We start from the raw sequence: 20098 nt of genomic DNA, 5'->3' as shown, positions 1-20098 counted from the left end.
CCTAGTTTACAACTTTTACTTTGATCTTAGTATAAGACAATTTATAACATAAAAACGTTATTTATCAGCATAAAGATAAAAAGATTTAACTTTCATTGCCCTATGTTAACTTTTCATAGTATTGAGTATTTATTCTTTGTTAAAATAACTCAACTTTAAAACAACCAACTTTTCCCCCTTAATGAGAGAACTAATTCGCGTGTTTAACCATAAAATTAAATTAATAATAGCAATATCTTTATTTTTTGCACAACTAATGTCAGCTCATGCAAGTGTAAAAGTAAACATTAGCATAGAGCAACCTGAGCATCACCTAGCCATCGTAGAACTTAAGTTTGAGCAAGTAAATGGTGAACAAGTTAATTTTAATTTACCAACTTGGCGTACAGGACGGTATGAAACACTGAACTTAGCTAACGGAATTCGTGAGTTTGTTGCTAAGGATAGTCAAGGTAATGTGCTTAGTTGGCGTAAAATTAACAAACATACTTGGCAAGTGAGTGGCACCAAAAATAAAAAGGTTCATTTAAGCTACCAAGTGTATGCTAATCAATTGGCAAAAAGAACTCGCCATATAGATGATAGCCATGCTTTTTTGGATAGTTCTGCCGTCGTTATGTACAGTGAGGCAAGTAGAAATTCAGTCCATACGGTTCAGCTTGCAGTGCCTGAATTATGGCGCAGTTTTTCGGGACTTGAAACGGGGGCTAATAGCCATCAATTTATAGCTACAAATTATGACCAATTAGTAGATTCACCAATTGAAACGGGTATTAACGAACATCATGAGTTTATCGTCGATAGTCGTCAGTATGAACTGGTCATTTGGGGAGAAGGTAATTACGACAGTGCGAAAATGCTTGAAGATTTACAAGTATTGGTAAAACAGAGTAAGCATATTTGGCAAGGATACCCTTTTAAACGTTATGTTTTTATGGTGCATGCTACAAGTGGCGCTCGCGGTGCAACAGAGCATGTTAATTCAACTATTATTCAACGATCGCGCTTTAAATTTTCCACCCGTAAAGATTATCTTGGTTTTATTGCTACTGCGGCTCATGAGTTTGTTCATACATGGAATGTAAAGCAATATCGTCCACATGGTATTGTGCCTTATGATTACCAACAAGAAAATTATTCTAATTTGTTATGGTTGGTTGAAGGTTCAACCAGTTATTTTCAATACCAACTTTTATTGCGTGGTAATTTAATGACCACAGATGAGTTTTTTACCACTTTAGCTGAACGTATCACGTCACATTCCCATAAACCCGGTAAGAAAAGTCAAAGTGTGGCGGAAGCGAGCTTTGACGCTTGGATAAGTGAAGGTGGTGATTATGGTAATAATCATAGCGTTAATATTTATTCGGAAGGCTTTTTAGCCTCTTGGTTACTTGATTTTGATATTCTGACCAAAACCGCTTTAGCAAAAAGTTATCGTAATGCGCACAACCAACTTTATCAGCAACATCGCCTACCAAAAAGTTATAATGAAGACGATGTTTTGACTATATTGAAGCAAATCACCGGTGCCGATTATCAAGTTTGGTGGCAAGAAAATATTCAAGGAACGACAGAAATAGATTTTAGTCTTTTATTGGCTAAAGCGGGTCTAGAGATGAGTTATGCTAAAAGTGACAAAGATAAGTTAAATAATAAATCAAAAGTGTGGACGGGCCTAAAAACTAAACAAAGTACTCAGGGCCTAATTGTTTCATCAGTTGAAAAGAATAGCCCTGCATGGCATGCAGGCATGACTACAGAAGATGTCATCGTCGCGATTGATGGCTTACGCATAGTCGAAAAGGATCTTTCAAATCGTTTAAAAGATTTTAAACCAAAGCAAAGTATCACTATTACTTATTTTCGTAGAGACAAGTTAACAACAACAACGCTTGAGCTTGATGAAATTCCTAAAAACAAGCTGAAAATCATTCCTATCGTCAAAGCAAGTATAGAACAAAAGGCCTTATTTAAAGCGTGGACAGGTGTCGATTTTCCACAGAATAAATAGCTTAAAACTAAATAAAACAAAGCATTAAAGTGACCTAATCATGTCGCTTTAATGCTTTTTTATTGATAGTAATAAAGGTGGTGGAGCTACTGACGCAGAGTTCTGGCAAATGGGGCTTGGTTAATATGACTACTTCTAAATGGGTTGATATCTAATCCACCTCGCCTGGTGTAACGTGCGAAAATAGTTAATTCATCAAGTTGACAGAATTGCTGCAAATCGCAGTAGATTCTTTCGACACATTGTTCATGAAATTCATTATGCTGACGAAAGGAAATTAAATATTTCAAAAGTGCAGCATGGTCTATAGCATTGCCACGATAGTGAATATAAATACTTGCCCAATCGGGTTGATTGGTTATTAGACAGTTAGACTTTAATAAGTGACTAACTAAATACTCTTCAACTTGAGAGTCATGCTCTTTATTTTGTGCCTCAGCGAGCAATTTTGCATCATATTGATAGTTATCAATACTGATATCTTCACCATCAATACAGAAATAATTATCTGAGTTTTTGGCAATATCTAAAGCAGGACAGTGATCAACACCAAATAAACTGACTTTTGCTTTTGAGCCCGCAATTTTAGATAAGTCTTTAGTTAATATTTGTTCAACATCTTTAATACTAGCAAAACGTGTTTGATTAAAGCTATTTAAATAGAGCTTGAACGACTTTGACTCAACAATATTTTCACTGGTACAAGCAAAGCGAAACTCAGCCACAGCAACGACTGGCTTACCTTTTTCATTAAGCCATGATAATTCATAACCATACCAAACATCTTCACCAATAAACGGTAAATTGCTTTGATTTAGCGCTAAGTCATCCCTATTTAAACTTCTAGGTACTCCTTGTAGCAAATCTGCGGTATATTCGCTGCAATATTGTGTACTTTTACCCAGTGTTAACTTGCTTAGTTCAGTCGCATTTTGATAATTGGCCATAAATTTTTCAGTAGTGAGCTAGTATCTCGCTATTTTAAAGGATCTTTTCTTTATATGACATCTACAAATATAACTTTAGCGCAAACGCTTTTAAACTTTAGTAAAGACTATAGTCAACAACACATCGAACAATTCGGGCACTTGCCTACAGTGGAACATGATGAACAGTGGTTATCGCCTTGTGAGTTAGGCCCACATGATGAAAGTCAGCATTACTGGCAGCCTGTTGCAATGGACAGTGGTGAATCGATTGATAACAAGGAAGAGTCGCTCTCTTTTAGCAATGTTGAGTCAGCATTAAATCTTGAATTACATCAGGATATTAAAACCTATTTTACTACTATTTTTAGTGGTGATATTGAAGCACTGTGTGAAGAAGGTGAACTATCGCTTCTTTTTGCTTGGAATAAAGAAGATTTTGACCGATTACAAGAAAACCTTATTGGTCATATCTTAATGAAGCAAAAGTTAAAGCAAGCTGAAACTATTTTTTTTGCTGTCACCGATGAAGAAGATATGATTATCTCTCTAGATAATAACAGTGGTGAAGTCTGGGTTGAACGCGTTGGTTGTAAGCCACATAAAAAACTTAGTGACTCATTAGTTGATTTCATAAGTCAGCTAACGCAAAAGAGTTTACTGACTGAAAAATAATAGAATAAAGCAGATGTTACTGCTTACTGAGTTGCTCAGTTAACTTATTAATGAGCAATTTCATTTCAGCTAGCTCAGTTCTCATATCTGCTAACTCTTGAGCGACTGATTGTTGGATAATTTTTTTAATTGCGCCATCTTCTTTAAGTAATGATTCAAGTAGCTCAGCGGTGTTTTGTGTAGATGAATCTTGATTTACTTCTTGATCTGCCGGGTTGTTAATGGGCGCAATGAAGTCAGGTTGATGTTGCCAACTTTTTAAGGCAGTTATTAACGTAGCCAAAGGCGCACGTTGACTTAGTTTTGCTTTTACTAAGGCTACTGTTGGTTTTGTACCTGCGTTGGCCAATTGATTCGCACAGATTAAAATTTCATCGATAATTGTCATTTTACTTACTGATTTAAATATAATTAATTAATTTAACTATATTTTAGCCAATATAACTAAAAATGTCTCGGACTTTATCATGCTTGTTTTGAAAAGATTAATTAATTCAAAGGTTTGCGTTGTTGGCTTGTTTGTTGCTGTTTAGTAAGTAAAGAAAATTAATATAATTATAACATTGTACCCCTAGGGAATATTAGACATGAAAAAATCAATAATTGCTTTACTGATTGCAGCACCACTCGCTATGACATTATCGGGCTGTGTGATTAAAATAAATGATGATGGCGTTGATAGTGGGTTTATGGGAGATAGTGAAGACCGAACTTATAAAAACCGTAAGAATGTTGCCAAAGTACAGTTAGGTGCTTCTTTTATGGATATGCAAGAAAAACTAGGGGTTTCTGACTTTTCTGAAACTTATACTGATGGCGAGAACACAGTACGCGTTTTATATTATCGAACCCAGCGCAAACATAAAGATGGCTTAACGACAAAAGATGAGTGTACTTTCCTAGAGTTTATCAACGGTAAGTTAGTTGAAACAGGTAATGGTGGTGATTATTCAAAAACTGAAGAAGTTATAGCTAATTAATCATACATTAAATTTATTATAAAATACCTCGCATAGCGGGGTATTTTTTTGTTTCGATTTTAGACTGCATATTTGTTATAAAATTTATTCTATTTGACCTCTTTGAAATTATACTGTTATGGTGGGACGGTAGATTAAAAAATAACCCACCGTCAGAGTAGGAGATAATAATGAGTGATACAGTATCGGTAGAAAGTAGTGTTGATAGTAAAATAAATCAAGACGTTAATATTCGAGCGACTTATTTAAGTGCCCATGAATTGAAGTTAGCTGCGTCACTTTTATATCAAGCGTATCATGATGATCCCGTTTTTTTAGATATTTTCAATAGCGACAAAGAAGATTATGAGCAACGTCTTCGTGGTGCTATTAGGGAAGAACTGAATGCTTTTTGGCAAGCCAAACAACCCATGATTGGTTTGTACTTGGGTGAAGCTATGGTTGGTGTTGCTTGTATCAATAGCCCAGATGAAACATTAGCAAGTGATCGTTTTTGGCATTGGCGTTTAAAAATGCTGTTAAATGCAGGTTACTTTAGTACCAAACAAATGATGCAAAAAGAACAAACGGTATTGGCAGCAGTTCCGTTGAACGTTTTTCATTTCCTGTCATTCATTGCGGTGCACCCACTGCATCAGCAGCATGGTTTTGGTCACTACTTAATGGCAGCTGTTAATACCGTGCTTGATGAACATCCCGATAGCGAGGGGGTTGCAGTGTATGCAACCTCTGGCAAATTCAAAGAATTCTTCAAACATGTTGATTATCACACGGTAAAAGAGGTCACCGTCGGAAATGTCTGTGGCGCGGTGATGGTCCACTATCGAGATAAAGAAGAATAACGGTTTATTTATCACTCGCTTCTAGCTTGTATTTGATCACTCCTATCCTAATTTTATTCCCTAATAAAAAATAGCACCGACAAAGTGCTATTTTTTTTGTAAGACATGTCTTACATCACTGTGAGATATATTGGCAATCATTGCGATAATATTGAAACTGTAAATCATATCTAATTGATTAATAACAAATAATAAATAAAATTATTTTTTATATCTCTATTACACTTAGTTCATTTTTGTTAACAAACTCCGTTAAACGCTATTTAGGTGTATTATTTATCATGTCAGGAAGACAAGGAGCAGGGGGCTTTAGCATTACTTGTAATGCAATTAAGGAAGATGAAGTTACTAAATGGAATTTAGTAACTAAAGGACTTACCTAGGAAGGTAACATAACTTAGGGATTGAGTTGAGTAAATAGGATGCATGGATGTACTTCAAGGAAGATGTAAGTAAGGATACTTGTGTAAAATAAAAGGGAAAACCTAAAGCAGGATGCTTTAATTCTAAATGATACTTGGTGTTATTTAGAATAGGGTTTAACAAGGAGGCTTTACGGATGAAGTCTAGTGGTAGGATGCCACTATGGATAGAATGAACAAGGATGTGGCTTGGTAAGGATTACCAAGGTCAGGAAGAGAGTAGTTAAGGAAGACTATTACAAAGGAATATTAACTACGGAAAGTTAATTTAGGGATAACAACACGGACTGGTTGAATTGTACACTTTAAGGGAAATAGGGTCAGGAAGACACTAATTACGGATGATTAAATGGGCAAACTAATGGTTACCCACAATGGATATGAGTGGACTCATAAGGAATATACTAGGGATAGATGTTCAAGGAAGAAATGAGATCATTAAATATGTGTGCAGGACGCACCGTATAAGCTAGATATAGAGATGCGACTCAATGAGTCGCATTTTTTATTTGTCAGTTGTAAATTGTATTGTTTTATAAAAATTTCGATGCCGCTCTCTTTAAATTTCATATTACCTACTCACCTGGGGATATACCTTCGTGACTGGATTTCCAGCTTTTTGTCTTTCTTTAAAATCAAATAGTTAACTAGAGTCTATTTTCCAGAGTTAAACCTTTAACTCTGGAAAACACCACGAAATAGCACCTACATCTTGTATTTATTATTTCTTATAAATCAAGTAGATATGTCGTTTTGATATTATGTGTTTAATATACTAAAAAAAACAATAACTGCAAGTTATTTATAAATAGGTCTGGTTTTAGGGAATTCTGCGGTTGTATCGGATGTTGATGGTAGATATAAGCTTAGATTAAGGCTAGCTGATAGTTATTGAGGTTTTATAGTTTTGTTTAGGTGAGTAGTTAAAGGAAATTGTATTAGACATAATTGCAATATAGAGCTCTGTCAATTTATCACTATTATCAGATGTGACTTCTGATATTGTTCTCCCTTTTTTTATGCTCGTGCTGTTGTTTATTAGTTTTGAAGAGAGAGCTACCATATCGATTTGTCGTTTAGGTGAAACCCTTTTATTAGAAAGGTAACTCTGGTCAATTAGTGATAATACATCCCTTAATTGAAAGGTTGATATTCCTAAGCTTCTCATCAATTGTTCGGCGGGTATTTTTAGTGGTATGGGGTAGGTGGGAGCCTTTGAGCTTGTAGATTCGAACTTTCCATCAGTGGTTCTATTTAAATTAGGCCAGTTGCATTGGATGCTCTTTGTCAGCAATTGCCAAGGATAAAGCCTGATATCTTCTGGAAACTCCCTGTGTTGGAGTGATTTCAGGTTAAGTAAAGCCAACCATTTTTCAAATGTTTTTTTATCATTTAGTAGTCGGTATCCCATCATTAGTTGATTATTGAAATGGTTCATTTCAAAATTTTTTAATTTAGGCAATATGGTGACATCAACTTTATTATAGAAAAATTGTGCGACCAAGCAATCAGATATTTGTTGGATAGTTAGGTCAGAGGGTAATGTTTCAAAGCTGGATAGATTAATTGATTTATTACAATCAGGATTTGAACACTGGTTAGTTAGTAAACTAATACTCCATTGCAATTGTTGATGACAGTGTCTGCAATAATCAACTAATAAACAGTCATGCTTAAAGCACACCAGATTATTTATACTCAGCCATTCACTTTTTATATAGCCATACTCTTTAATACATTCAGGGCATATACGCGGCTGTAGTAACGTAGGCGATATAAATAGTGGAGACATGTTCCCAGAGAACACGCATTGGTTGGAAGTTATGACATCCCCAACTTTAGAAAATAACTCATCAGTTTGACGAGCTGATAAATGACCTGTCATTGCGGCATGGAAAGTATGCAAGTTTAGCCAATCATTGGTTGAGCTAAATCCATTACGTTGTGTTAATCGCAATAAATAACTAGGTAAGCACTCATCGTCGATCATAGGAGGGGTGACAGTTAAAAGCATCTAACCTTCCTTCCACAAGTCCAGTAAGTCAACGATTTCATCGTCAGAGAGGGCTTTGATATCAAATGGATTGAGAGTTGAAGAGTTCATTGCAAAGTCATGTGCTTCCAGGCAATCTTTTATAGTGATGGGCTGTTGAACAGCTTTAATGGGTAAAAAGTCAAATAACTTTTGCAACAACCCTAATCTGCCATGTGTAGAAATGTAGATCCGGTTAAGAAATTGTTTATCGTTAAAAGTAAATGAAGAAACGTCAAAATTCTTGCAGAAGTAATTAACACAGTCTAACCATAATTTACTACGCTGGGGTACAGACGCTATTTTATACTCGCTAATGAAACGGCGAGATAATTGCTCTTCACCGCTTAGATTGGATGTTGGTGTACCATATTTTAAGTTTAGTAAACGAGTTGCGCTCGGTGTACCTAAGAGGATAAAGGGTAGCTTAGCTGAATCAAGGATACTGGCAAACTGCTTTGCCATGCGTTGTGCATTTATGCCATCTACTGTAGTTAAACATTCTTGTACCTCGTCGACTATAGCTAATTGAACCTTATGCTCAATAAATAAAGAGATTAAGCGCTCTTCTAATTCCTCGGCATTAGAAGAGTGTTTGTATAAGGGTGCCCCTAGAGATTTAATTAACTGCTCTAACAAACCAATATTTGTTCTAGGGGCCTTTAAACGACAGTATATTACGGGCTGTGACGTTTTTTCTCGGTTGAAATGGATTGGATATTGAGATTGATAATGTTTTGCTAAGTATGTTTTACCTCGACCTGACAGGCCTGTGAATAATCCAGAGTATGCATACTTCGTTTTGTGGTGATGCAAACGCTCAATTATATCAAGTGCTTCTGTCAGGCAAGGGTAATAAAACATGAGAATTTAGAACTCCCCATCCCAAAGTTCACCTTGACCATTAAGCTTAGCTAAATCAGCTTTAGAGGCTTTTTTCATTTTAGTGGTAAACTCTTTTGTTAGCTTATCCTTAGGGTATAGGCTTTGATTGTTAGCATTTATGCGGTCATCGGCACTTGGATATTTCCCTATGTTTTTCTTCGCGTCAGGGATCTTTTTACCGGACTTTTGTGGTTTAGTTATCTGCTTTATGGGGTCAAGGCTAACTTTGAATAGTGCACGTCTAGGAACAATGACTCTGTCTGCCTTCAGTTCAGCAAAGCTAATCGGCTGTGGAAAGTCACCATATTCCCGATGAGGCACTTCAATCACTATAGGGGTTAACATTCCTTTTGGACGACCAATGACAGTGATGCTTCTTGCATCTTCTTTGTCATATTTTACTGTTACTTTAGCATCAGAATCAGGGGCGCAAAGCTTTATTTCATTATATAAACGTTTGAGTTCCTTAGTGTCCTTAGGGCTAGTGAACTTTTGACAATCAAGATCTATTACTCCACGTTCTTCAATAATTCTCTTCGTTTCATGGATGTGAAATACATGAGTATTTTTTTCATAGTTGTATTGGACAGGGGGTTCATCTTCACAAGCTTTATCCCAAGCTTGCTGAGGAGTCTTACCATTTAAGCTTTTGTGAGGTTGATTGACATAATGTATTAGCCAGTCTGTTAGTAATTCACGAAAATTTTCGATGGTAAGTGCTGCTGCTTTTTTTATTGTTTTATCGGTGGTTTGACGAGATTTTTGTGATGTCCTTTTACCTAAGTATCCAGGTAGCCCGATAAAGTCATTATTCTTCTTATCTGTATAAACTAACCCCTCAAAAAATTCTTGCCTGATGGTGTTGTTAAATGACTCTATAAAAGGCTTTTTCCATGGCATATTTGATGGAGTGTTGATGTAGTCGATGCGTAGGCGCTCAGCAAGTTTTTTCATTATAAAGGACTTAAACCCAGGGCCATTATCAACAACTAACAGCATTGGGAGTCCGCTAGCATTGAGTTCATCACACATGTTTATAAACATATTCTTAGTGAGGTGTACTACCGAATCGGTACTTTCTTTTTCACCTAACTCAAAAGTAACTGATACCGGATAGCGTGTATGACAATCAATAGCAATGTACAGGGTGATATTCCCTGATACTGTCCCTGTTTTCTCATCTATAAGCGCAAGATTGAGAGATAAACCATCCATTTCAACTCTTTCAAGAGCGCCTGTAGTTACAATCTTTTTGCAAAGCGTTCTGAAGGTTTGTGCTATTTTTGCTCTGCTTCCTGAAGATAAAATCAACTCTAGTTCAGTAAGTTTTCCAAGTCTTTTCTTGAATGCTTTGATACTGGCCTTTTTAATCGCGGGGTTTGTTTTTCTTAATTCAATAGCTTTGTCTTCGTAAAGAGAAAAGGCGGCAGAAACATTACTTGATTTTGATTTAAGCCATACTTTTTGAAGAAACCTTGATATCAATGCTTCAGTTGGTTCATTGAACCTTGTCGATGCCTCTTTATCTTGTGGAATTGTATCTTCTAGGGTGCAATCTCTATCAATATAAAGTTTCCACCATTCAGCTATATAGGACTTTGAAGGGTGGTCATAAATACCAAATTCCTCTTCAACCATTGAAGTGAGTCGCTTGTAAGTTTTTAGGGTTGTTGCTTTTATCCCCTCATCTTCAACTAACTTCTCTAATATTTGGATGTAGGGTTTTCGCTTGGCTAATTTTTCCTTTTGTTTAGGGGTTAGTTCTTCAATATACGCATTATGCAAGTAAACAGGATAGATGGTTTCGTTAGTAATCATTTCAAAGAAATAGGCAGTTTTCTTGACCATAGATTTTTCTAAACTTTCTTCGCAACAGAGAACGACCTTTTTATTGTCATTAAATATCAGCTCAAATTCATTTTGCTCATCATCAAAGAATTTTTCGCCAAGTTTGAATTGTTCACTCATCATTAACATGTTACTCATTAGCGCGCTCTCCAAACCAAGGTATCTGGTGTAAGTTCTGCTTTAAAATCAAACGTAAAAATAGAATGGGAAAACAGTGTCCAGACATCGCCAATATCGGCATTGAACTTTGAAAAAATAATATCTTGAAGCTGAGAAAACAGGATCGGTTTAGTTGGTAGTTTTTTTATATCAATATCTTTGTTTATGTCTTGTCTTTGATATTTGTTTAGTCGATTTAAAGTGCGCAGTGGCGCTTTTTTAATTTTTGACTCCGTGACAAGGCGAAGTGGTAATCGGGATAGTGCCTTTACGCACTTCTGTTGAAGTTCAAAACGTTCTTCAAAGCCATCTTTCTTTAAATAATAGTCACCTTTAACCTCTTCGTAATAGTCGCCATCTCGTTTGGTGTGGACAAGGATGTCAGGTGAATACTCAATACCATAAACATCAAAAGTTTCCGGTTGTGTGGAGTAGCTAATAACATTTTCATCAAACTCAAGCATTAAGAAGCGACTTCGCTCATTATTGCTTCCGCACCATACGTGACTATTTATTTTGTGCCCATAAAATTTGTTCGAGCCATTTCCTCTGTGTTTCTCGTATCTTCTTTTTGACATATGAAAGCCTTAGTAATTATATTTTTAATCATTTTCCTGATTAAAAAAAACAGTCCTTAATAATTAGTTAAGGTTGTTTCTTTAAAATAATCAAGAGAGAGTGATAGTGAAAAAACTAATTAAAACAACTAGTTTGAGGCTATTTAAACGACTTAGCATACAGAAGTAAATGTGGTTGTGTTTTATGCGGATATAGGTCGATTAATGCACAGGTAGTTGAGGTAAGCTGTTGATTTTAAACATGGCTCAAATTGAGTTATGTTATCTTAAATCTGATTTTTCTTTTAAAATTTTGCCTTGAGGCTATTACTTTTGATTTCTTTGGGCAAATTCATTGCTAAAGAGTCTTATTTGTATAAAAATATCGAGTATTACTCTTAAATTTTTTAATCTATCAATGGGTTGCGTCAAATGACGCAAGTGAGTTTTTAATTATGCCTAATTCTTCAAGAAATATAAAAATAGATAGTGATTGTGTTACTAATTTTAAAAAAATGGCTGAGGATTTACATTTACGTGCGGCACAATGGGCGGGGCTTTTTGTTCAATATGAGTTAGATTTTTTGAAAAGAGATTTTCTATATTTTTCCAAAAATACAGACTTAGCTTATAAATATTTAACTCAAAAATATAAAAAAGAGAGCAACCTTGAAAGCTACTCTATTCGAATGAACCAAGAGTTGATTGATGATTTAATGATTTGGTGTAAAGGATATAAAATTGATAAAGCAATGTTTATTGAGTATGCGCTTAAAAGTGCTTACGAGAGGGTTGGTGTTACGACTGATAGTGCGGAAGAACGTAACATAAAGCGCCATGATCTTATGCCCTTATATTTACTTGAACACTCATTTACAGAACGATTGTCATTAAAAAAGCGAAGAAATGTTTTTAGAGAAAGGCTTTTAATTAAAGATGACTTGATACCTGATGATTTTAAGAGAGAGATGAATGTGAAAGTGGATGGACGAAGAAAAAGCACTACAAAATAGTGCTTAGTAAATGTTCCTAATAATTTAAAGAATCAAACTTCTTTTTAAGCAGCCAGTGTTCCCAGCCAATTCCAATTAGCATCATTGACGCTCCTAACAGTATTATTAAGGCAGTGCGGTAGATTGATATACCATCAAGGCTGATTAACCTCATTATAATGGCTGCCGTTGCTGCAAATATGAATACTCTACCTAATTCCCGTAACCAATTTCCAATTACATGAGATAGGTATATTTTATTAAAAGCTTGTTGTGTGTCTTTCATTTGTTTCTCCTAGTAGATGACCACAATATTAACTAGGAGCTGTGAAAGGGAATTAATTAAGGTTTTTTATAATAGTAAAGGTTAATAACTAATGTCATTTTGGATATCTGATATCGATAAATTATATGTTCAACTATCTAACCTATTAATTTTATGAGACATTAATTACTAATTAAAGGCTTATTAGGTGAGCACGGATGCATAAAGGACAATTAAAAAAGTGGAACGATGCTAAGGGCTTTGGTTTTATTCAATCTACCGATGTTGGCTCTGATATTTTTGTACATATTTCAGCATTAAAAAATATGAGTAGAAAGCCAAAGGTTGGCGATTTCATTTATTTTGAGGTTGAAAAGCAGGCTGATGAAAAGACAAGAGCAACAAACTGTCGTATAGAAGGGGTGCTTGCTAGAACGAAAAAAGTTAAAAAGCATAGGGTGGAAAGAACGACTCAAACTAAAAGCAAACTAATAAGCCTACTAATCGTAATTGCTATAAGTGCCTTTGCTTATCAGCGAGTGAATACTCAAATCAGTAATGCCCCAACCGGCACAAATGTTGCAAAGCCGACACCTAAAACATCCTCTTCATCCAAAGTACAATTTCAATGTGATGGACGCCAATATTGCAGTCAAATGACATCTCGTGCTGAAGCAGTTTTTTTCATCAGACACTGTCCTAATACCAAAATGGATGGAGATAACGATGGAATACCTTGTGAAAATGATTCTAGATTCTAGATCTATTTTGTTAATATCAATTTAAGGTCGATGTGTTAAGAAGTAAGTTAGTACGGATTAACTTAATAAATGAAAGTATATGCAGGCACGATAGTATGATCCAGTTCACGTACATTTATTTTTTCTAAGAAACCTCAAAAACCAGATGTAAATCGCACCATCTAACGTCTTCTTGGTGCGCTAAGAAGACATTAATACGTAATTATTAGCCATATATTTTCTAATGAATTAGCTGTTAGCGTAACCCGTGACATACCGTGACATGTTCTTTTGCATGGAAGTGCGTATAATTTTTTTCGATTGTGATTTGTATGACTTCTTGGTGCGCATTACTGTCATTAGGTTGTATATTTTTCCATATATTTTCTAATGAATAGATAAAGTTATTTTTTCTCTATTATTGTATTTTAATTGTTTCCACCAGATAAAGAGAGTTTAATCCTGTTTTCTACATATTCATTTATACAAAGATTTTTTTAAGATGTTGATTCTTAGACAGTTACAAAGTAGTCTGACAAGATAAAAGTTAACTTTCAACGGATGTTTTCTTCTGGAAATAAGGAAATCGTGATCGTCCGCTAAATAAAGCTGTTAGGTAAAAATAAAATGAGATTTCGAAGTTTAGAGAAATGGGAAGTATCACCAGAAATTGAAGGCTTAATATTTTTTGCACAAAGGGCAGAAGAGTTACTTTTTGACTATACGGTAGATAGCTATAAGCCTATGTCCCTTAATGCACCATTCTTGTGTGAAGAAGCTCTTAGCGTCATTGGCGATATTAAAAAAGAACTTTTGGATAAAGCAAATTTACGTCCTATATTGGAAGAGCTTTCTTGGAGTCTTAAGCATGATATGGTCGCGAAGTCTCTTCTTGATCTGCCTTACGAAAGCTATATTTTAAGCGAAGAAAACTCATCAATAGAAGAGATTGAAATAAAGCTATCGGTTCTACGTCGAACATTAGATTCTTATCGTTATATCGATGAGTGCTTAGATCTTTTATACATTGCAATAGAAAATAAAAAAAAGAAGGATATTGATTCTATAGCAAGACTACTTTTTACAAATCTGATTAATCAGGGCATGAGTAAATCATACCTATCTAAAAAAACCTTAGATTTTTTCTTCGTCGGTAACGCCCCCCAAAAAATTACCAATTGTGAAGCGTTCAAAGATTATGTAGATGCGATCTATCCTAAAAGTCATAAATTTGAGATGTATTTTTGGGTTTCTGGTCTTATTGACGTCGTTTCAGAGTCAACTGAAGCATTTGGTATCGAGGTACTTGATGAATTGCCTGAAGAGGTGGCAGGTAAACTTCCTAAGAGTAAAACGGACATTCCCTCTATAACATATAAAAAAATTGCAAAGGTATCAGGCTTTCGAGCGCTCGACTGGTATTCAGCTAAAGAGATCGCGGAGAAAAAGCTTTCTCGATTAAGGGATCTTTACAATTTATATCATCATAAATCCAAAATAGAATGGGATGATAAAGTCGTAGTAGTTCAATGTTGCGAGGATGAACCAAGAACATTAGGGGTATTGAATAGTCCAATTGAAAAAATTGAAGACGAGCGACCCGAGCAAGCTTCGCGGAAGCTAAACAGACTATTAAAGAATATAAACTTATCTCGTGGGAGTTTTGAAAAGTTCAACAGGGCTGTGGATTTTCATAGTTTGAGTGCAAATACGCGGGATGTTGAAAATCAGCTTCTTAATCTTTGGATTGGACTTGAAACCATAACACCTACTCACTCTGGGCACGCAAAAATCACACAAATATGTAATGGTATTATGCCCTTCCTGTCTATTATGTATACGAAAAGACTCATAGGCGTATTTACAAAAGATTTACTTCGATGGGATCGGCGGACAGTTAACCGAATTTTAAAAAAAATTCCTGTCCCAAAAGGCGCAAAAACGATAGATAAAGTTTCCGTGTTGTTGTGTTGCCCTAAGTGTGATGACCTTAGAGCTGAGTTGTACTCAGATCTAAAAGACTTTCATTTGTTAAGATTTAGAGCTTTTACTTTGCATGAGAAACTTAGTAGCCCAGAAAAGGTAGTTGCATTACTGGCTGAGCACGAAAAGAAAGTCTTGTGGCAGATAAGACGCATTTATCGAAGTAGAAACTTGCTTGTCCATTCAGGAAGAACTTTACAATATCTTCCGAGTTTGGTTGAAAACGCACATGATTATTTTGATCAAGTAATATTCATCTTTATACGTATGTGCATCGGAACATATAGCGTAAAGACTATTGGTCAGTCTTTTGAACTCGCGAAGTTAACTCGTACTGGGCTAAATAAGAAATTGAAGGATATAAAGGTATTTGATTCGAATTCTGCTTTAATCCTAGTAAATGATTACAGTTTCATGCAGCTTTGACCTAATAAAGCTAATCCGAACCGCCATTTCGATGTTAACTCCTAATGACCGTAATGTGGTAAAAGTGACGGTTAACCCAAATACTCCAAGCGGCGTAGTTTTTTAGCACTAATATTTGTTAGTGCTAATGTTCCCTTGGTGCGCAGCGGAGACATTTGAGCAAGGGTATTTCCCATACTTTTTTTTATGTTTGAGTACAAATAGTAGAAAGAAGAGGAAGCCTACATTTTACGCCTTCATTAAATTAGTTAATACACTAACAAGCTGATTTTTATAGTTCTTATCTATATTCTAATATTATGAAATAGAGTCAAAATCAATATTTAAACAAGGGCTTTTGCCAGACAATAGCTGTTATATTCATATGGAGTTTCATCAAATAATGAGTTCAATTTTCAGTAAAAAGGATATCTATCCCGATGCTAAAACAGCATTTAATTTTTCACTACGTTCATTAGACGAGTTGAAGGATAATTGCCTTTTTGTTTTAGATGCCAATGTACTTTTATTGCCGTTTACAACAGACGGTAAAAGTTTGTATGAAATCAAACGAATTTATCAAATACTTGTGACAAGTGAGCGCCTGTTTATTCCTGCTCAAGCAGTAAGAGAATACTTAGATAATCGAGCAACGAAATTAACCGAAACATATAAGTCTATTTCTGACAAGTCGAGTCAAAACTTTAAATTTGTTTGTCCTCATCCTTTATTAAGTGGGATGGACGAATATGCTGAGTTGGAACAGGTTGAAAGAGAATTAAAAGAGTCGATTAAAAAGTACCAGAAAGAGCTTAAAAAAGTGCTCGCCTCAATAAAAAGCTGGGGTTGGGATGACCCTGTTAGCAAAATGTACCATGAAGTTCTTCAGGATACTGTGCTTGATGATGCAGAGTTAAATTTGTCAGAAATAAAAGTGGATTTAGAAAGAAGAAATAAATTAAAAATACCACCGGGGTACAAAGATGGAGGTAAAGATGACAACCAAGCTGGTGACTTATTGATATGGAATGAGATTATTAACTTAGCTAAAAGTAAAGAGAAGGATGTTGTTTTCGTATCAGGTGACAATAAGGCTGATTGGTGGCATAAAAGTGACAAAAAGGGAATTTATCCTAGGTTTGAACTCGTTGATGAATTTAGAGAGTCTACTGGAGGGAAGTCTTTCCATATAGTGTCACTTTCACAGTTACTCAGTACGTTCGATGCATCTGATGAGTCGGTTACAGCAATTAAGTCATCAGAGAGCGAAAGCGTCGCTACAGAAACAGAACAAATTGTAAATGAAGTAGACAGATCTCCTTTGAAGAAGAAGTTTGGTATTCCTGATAAACATGAATTAAAGAAAGTGACATACAACGTTAAAAGTGGAATGTCTCAAGAGGAGGATTGGACATTTCACGAACTTAATGAGTCAGGTGAATTGGTTTCAATAATTGAATATTGGAACACCACATCTATAGTACCACCTTTTGATTTTAACGCTGGTTACAAGAAATATGATCTGACTGGTAAAATAATATCGTCAGCGGCATATAAAATATGAATATAACAAGTTGCTTAAACGGAAAATAACAATTGGCCTTCGCTTTTCAATTATAGCCAACCATTATTTTCCGCTTAGCAAGACGTTATCGATACAAAATCTAATCCGAAGTGCTGTTTGACGCTAGTTACCTAATGTCTCGAATGTGGTAAAAGTGATCCTTAACTAGTTGACCCCAACAGCTTCAGTCCTTAGCACTAAAATCGATTAGTGCTAAGGACTTCTTGGTGCGCGTTGGAGACATTAGCATTTAATTTTTTTCCATATATTTTCTAATGCATAATTTTTGTCATGTTACGGAGAAGTATCTGTAATAAATCCAAAGAAACCTTTCTATTAATCCTAACTAATTGATATTATTCAATATAAACTATAACTACATGTTAGATATTACAGTGAGGTATCAGTAATATCCAAGTCCTAACAAAAATAAAATATTTTTAGTTTATAAGGTATTGAAAATATGGGATATTACTACTAATTAAATTAAAGTTATGGGACGGACATTACCGAGAAGTCACCATGACAAACGTTAGGAGTATTGCAATGTCCGATTCCAACTTGATGCCAGATAAAATTAAAAGCCCTATTCAACTTATGGCTGCATGGTTTGTCATGTTGGTTTCTGTGATTACGGCCTTATTAACTACCGCTGTTCAAATTGAAAAACCGTGCTGGGCCGCAGGGTATTTAGTAATATCCTCTTCTGTCGTTATTATCATAGTTATTGGTTGCGTATTCTTAATGCTCACTAAGTACAGACCACATTTACAAGATGCGAAAGAGTATGCTGAGTGGATTAAAGATCAAGGAACATATTCGAATGGTCTCATTGTACAAAACGAAAGAACTGTACCTAATAATGCTGATGGTATAAACGAAAGTGGCGATCATGAAACTAGTGATATAAATAATGTCTCAGTATCTGTCATCGATATATTTGGTTGTACAGAGATAGTAGAGTCATTAAAAAATAAACGGTTTAATGTAGATGTTCACCCTCACAGACACGAAGAATTTGATAAACGCGAGCCATTAGACTCGATAAAAGGTAAACAAGAAGGAATTTGGATTGGCTCTAGGGTTGACGCAGACGTAGCAATCAAGGCAATTGAGGTTGCGATTAAGGTTTGGCCAGATCTAAAGTACATTCAAATACCTTCTGATGCAGGCAACCCACCAGATCATATTAATGATCAAATCTTTATTGGTGGGGCTAGCTCTACTCCAATAAAACGAGGCTCACGTCCATGGTCTTTAGAAGAGTTAAAGACTTTAAAAGTAGACATGGATATTAGTGATTTTCATCAAAAGATTAGAGCGAAATACTCCTAATAAGTCTATTAAAGCAGGACTAAAAAAAATTTGGCTTAATCAATGCCTACGGCTTTAATTAAAGACATATGGACTCTCCTCATTTGAAGCTTCTTATCAACTTCACTATTGCACACTCGTTAGAGAAAGATTCCGAGTGGGGTGTCCATGTCATTCGTTAAAGCCAAAAAACGTACGATTCTGAACTTATATCAAAAGGAGGGTATGAAACTAAATTGATAAAATTAAAAAGCTCAATTCTTTATATTACATTAAAACTATATTGATCTACTAAATTTACCTAAGGAACATTGATGATCAAAGACGCTTTCTTTCGGAAGAATGGCCAACCAATCCCCACAAAAAATATCGAGCTAGAAGAGGATGGACTTTTTGTACCAATGTATGAAGAATTTCAAGAAATACTAGCGCAACTTAACAGTTCAGAAAATTTTAGCATAGATGGTATTGATTTTAAGTTATTACTCAAATGGGAATTTAATGCTCATGCGAAAAAATTCGGTAATAATCAATACTTGATTGCAATAAGGAGCGGCGTTGTAGGACAGGTATTAACGCTCATGAAAGAAAGTAGTAGTTACTTTACAAAACGTTACAAGCATTTCTTAGAAGTTGAACCTCCTGTTGTATTTGGTTGTACCTTGATATGGATGCAACTTTTTGGCCATGAACTTGGTCATATTATGCGCGGTCATCTTGAGTTACAAAAGAGTGGCGAAATGAATTTGTTGGACGAAGCACCGACGGAAAGTTTATTCTTAGATATCCCCGATGATTTATATGACAATTCTAACGAATTACAGTTTTTGATTGAAATGGATGCGGATAATTTTTCGGCCACTTTTGTTGGTCAACAGCTATTAAAGCTTATCGATAAATCTTTAGAACAAGACTGTTTCGATATTGAGGAGTTAGTAGACTTGTGTGTGAGTTCTATCTTAATTTTTTTCATCTTCGTCAGTGAACAATCAGCGCTAACAGATAGATATCCAAATCCCCTAACGCGTGCTGAGACTGTGATCAGTTCTGTGTTTTTATTTATCGATGGAAAGACACCTTTAAGTAAATATCAATTAGACAATATTAAGTCTATTGCTTTAAAAGAAACTTTATCGGCCTTCATGGTAAACCTTGGGTCAGTTAAATTTTTAAAGGATGACTCCATCGACCATTGGATGGACTCAAGCGTAAAAGCTGAACAAAAATATCCTGAATTTTGTCGATACTTGTCAGAAAAATCAATTGTTTTACGTTAGTGTTGTCTGTACCAGTTCATTTTTTAGTTGTAAATTTTGTTCTATGTGCAACATTTATAGCGAAAAACGTGGCGATTTTTAAATACAAAATCTAATCCAAATCATTACTTGGCTCTTATTACTTAACGTCTTCTTTGTGGCATAAGCCGACTCCCTCATCAACCTACCCACCGCATTTCCCCGAAGTCGTAACGGGGTAATGGTTACAGCGCAGAATA

Annotated in this window: 17 protein-coding genes; 10 read left to right on the top strand and 7 right to left on the bottom strand. The window is 35.3% G+C overall.

The annotated features are described in order from the left end of the window. Nucleotides 1–256: 256 nt before the first annotated feature. Nucleotides 257–2014, top strand: coding sequence for a M61 family metallopeptidase (locus tag CXF85_RS02905; RefSeq protein ID WP_442871855.1), 1758 nt, complete (start codon nucleotides 257–259; stop codon nucleotides 2012–2014). Nucleotides 2015–2100: 86 nt separating this feature from the next. Here the strand turns inward: CXF85_RS02905 and queF are convergent, their stop codons facing one another. Further along, the gene (gene queF, locus CXF85_RS02900; protein ID WP_101227025.1) at nucleotides 2101–2961 is read right to left on the bottom strand and encodes an NADPH-dependent 7-cyano-7-deazaguanine reductase QueF; all 861 of its coding nucleotides are present in this window, start codon (nucleotides 2959–2961) and stop codon (nucleotides 2101–2103) included. A gap of 54 nt (nucleotides 2962–3015) precedes the next feature. Between queF and syd the strand changes: the two genes are divergently transcribed. Continuing rightward, complete coding sequence (syd, locus tag CXF85_RS02895; protein WP_101227024.1) at nucleotides 3016–3615, top strand: SecY-interacting protein; 600 nt, start codon at nucleotides 3016–3018, stop codon at nucleotides 3613–3615. A 16-nt stretch (nucleotides 3616–3631) separates the two neighbouring features. On the opposite strand, the gene CXF85_RS02890 is transcribed toward syd, so the two are convergent. Next, the gene (locus tag CXF85_RS02890; protein WP_101227023.1) at nucleotides 3632–4003 is read right to left on the bottom strand and encodes a DNA-binding protein; all 372 of its coding nucleotides are present in this window, start codon (nucleotides 4001–4003) and stop codon (nucleotides 3632–3634) included. A gap of 199 nt (nucleotides 4004–4202) precedes the next feature. On the opposite strand from CXF85_RS02890, the gene CXF85_RS02885 reads away from it, so the two are divergent. After that, nucleotides 4203–4595 (top strand): DUF3192 domain-containing protein, encoded by a 393-nt coding sequence (locus CXF85_RS02885; protein WP_101227022.1) that lies wholly within the window; start codon nucleotides 4203–4205, stop codon nucleotides 4593–4595. Nucleotides 4596–4765: 170 nt separating this feature from the next. After that, nucleotides 4766–5437: a GNAT family N-acetyltransferase gene (locus CXF85_RS02880; RefSeq protein ID WP_101227021.1), complete on the top strand. Its 672-nt coding sequence runs from the start codon at nucleotides 4766–4768 to the stop codon at nucleotides 5435–5437. Between the two features lie 1299 nt (nucleotides 5438–6736). Here CXF85_RS02880 and CXF85_RS02875 read toward each other — a convergent pair. Genes CXF85_RS02875 through CXF85_RS02860 form a run of 4 tightly spaced genes read right to left on the bottom strand, consistent with a single transcriptional unit; the run spans nucleotide 6737 to nucleotide 11361 of the window. Then, nucleotides 6737–7873: a TniQ family protein gene (locus CXF85_RS02875; RefSeq protein WP_101227020.1), complete on the bottom strand. Its 1137-nt coding sequence runs from the start codon at nucleotides 7871–7873 to the stop codon at nucleotides 6737–6739. Next, the gene (locus tag CXF85_RS02870) at nucleotides 7874–8755 is read right to left on the bottom strand and encodes a TniB family NTP-binding protein (RefSeq protein WP_101227019.1); all 882 of its coding nucleotides are present in this window, start codon (nucleotides 8753–8755) and stop codon (nucleotides 7874–7876) included. A 6-nt stretch (nucleotides 8756–8761) separates the two neighbouring features. Beyond that, nucleotides 8762–10762 (bottom strand): DDE-type integrase/transposase/recombinase, encoded by a 2001-nt coding sequence (locus tag CXF85_RS02865; RefSeq protein ID WP_101227018.1) that lies wholly within the window; start codon nucleotides 10760–10762, stop codon nucleotides 8762–8764. Then, nucleotides 10762–11361 (bottom strand): hypothetical protein, encoded by a 600-nt coding sequence (locus CXF85_RS02860; protein WP_157829015.1) that lies wholly within the window; start codon nucleotides 11359–11361, stop codon nucleotides 10762–10764. The genes CXF85_RS02865 and CXF85_RS02860 overlap by 1 nt, the downstream gene beginning before the upstream one ends. A 434-nt stretch (nucleotides 11362–11795) precedes the next feature. On the opposite strand from CXF85_RS02860, the gene CXF85_RS02855 reads away from it, so the two are divergent. Then, nucleotides 11796–12353, top strand: coding sequence for a hypothetical protein (locus tag CXF85_RS02855; protein ID WP_101227016.1), 558 nt, complete (start codon nucleotides 11796–11798; stop codon nucleotides 12351–12353). 16 nt (nucleotides 12354–12369) lie between these two features. Here the strand turns inward: CXF85_RS02855 and CXF85_RS02850 are convergent, their stop codons facing one another. Continuing rightward, nucleotides 12370–12618 carry a hypothetical protein gene (locus CXF85_RS02850; protein ID WP_101227015.1) on the bottom strand — a complete coding sequence of 83 codons (249 nt, stop codon included), beginning with the start codon at nucleotides 12616–12618 and terminating at the stop codon, nucleotides 12370–12372. A gap of 197 nt (nucleotides 12619–12815) precedes the next feature. On the opposite strand from CXF85_RS02850, the gene CXF85_RS02845 reads away from it, so the two are divergent. From CXF85_RS02845 to CXF85_RS02825, 5 genes are all read left to right on the top strand, one after another. After that, nucleotides 12816–13358, top strand: a complete 543-nt coding sequence (locus CXF85_RS02845; RefSeq protein ID WP_101227014.1) for a cold shock domain-containing protein — start codon at nucleotides 12816–12818, stop codon at nucleotides 13356–13358. 606 nt (nucleotides 13359–13964) lie between these two features. Further along, entirely contained in the window at nucleotides 13965–15746 is a 1782-nt protein-coding gene (locus tag CXF85_RS02840) for a hypothetical protein (protein WP_101227013.1), read from the top strand. Between the two features lie 382 nt (nucleotides 15747–16128). Continuing rightward, a complete protein-coding gene (locus tag CXF85_RS02835) occupies nucleotides 16129–17289 on the top strand; it encodes a PIN domain-containing protein (protein WP_101227012.1) in 1161 nt (386 codons plus the stop codon). Between the two features lie 546 nt (nucleotides 17290–17835). Then, entirely contained in the window at nucleotides 17836–18624 is a 789-nt protein-coding gene (locus tag CXF85_RS02830) for a hypothetical protein (RefSeq protein ID WP_101227011.1), read from the top strand. A gap of 293 nt (nucleotides 18625–18917) precedes the next feature. Further along, complete coding sequence (locus tag CXF85_RS02825; RefSeq protein WP_101227010.1) at nucleotides 18918–19880, top strand: hypothetical protein; 963 nt, start codon at nucleotides 18918–18920, stop codon at nucleotides 19878–19880. The last annotated feature ends 218 nt before the right edge of the window (nucleotides 19881–20098 follow it).

Source organism: Colwellia sp. 75C3 (genome assembly GCF_002836255.1).
Taxonomy (GTDB): domain Bacteria; phylum Pseudomonadota; class Gammaproteobacteria; order Enterobacterales; family Alteromonadaceae; genus Colwellia.
This window is presented reverse-complemented; position numbering and strand designations above follow the sequence as displayed.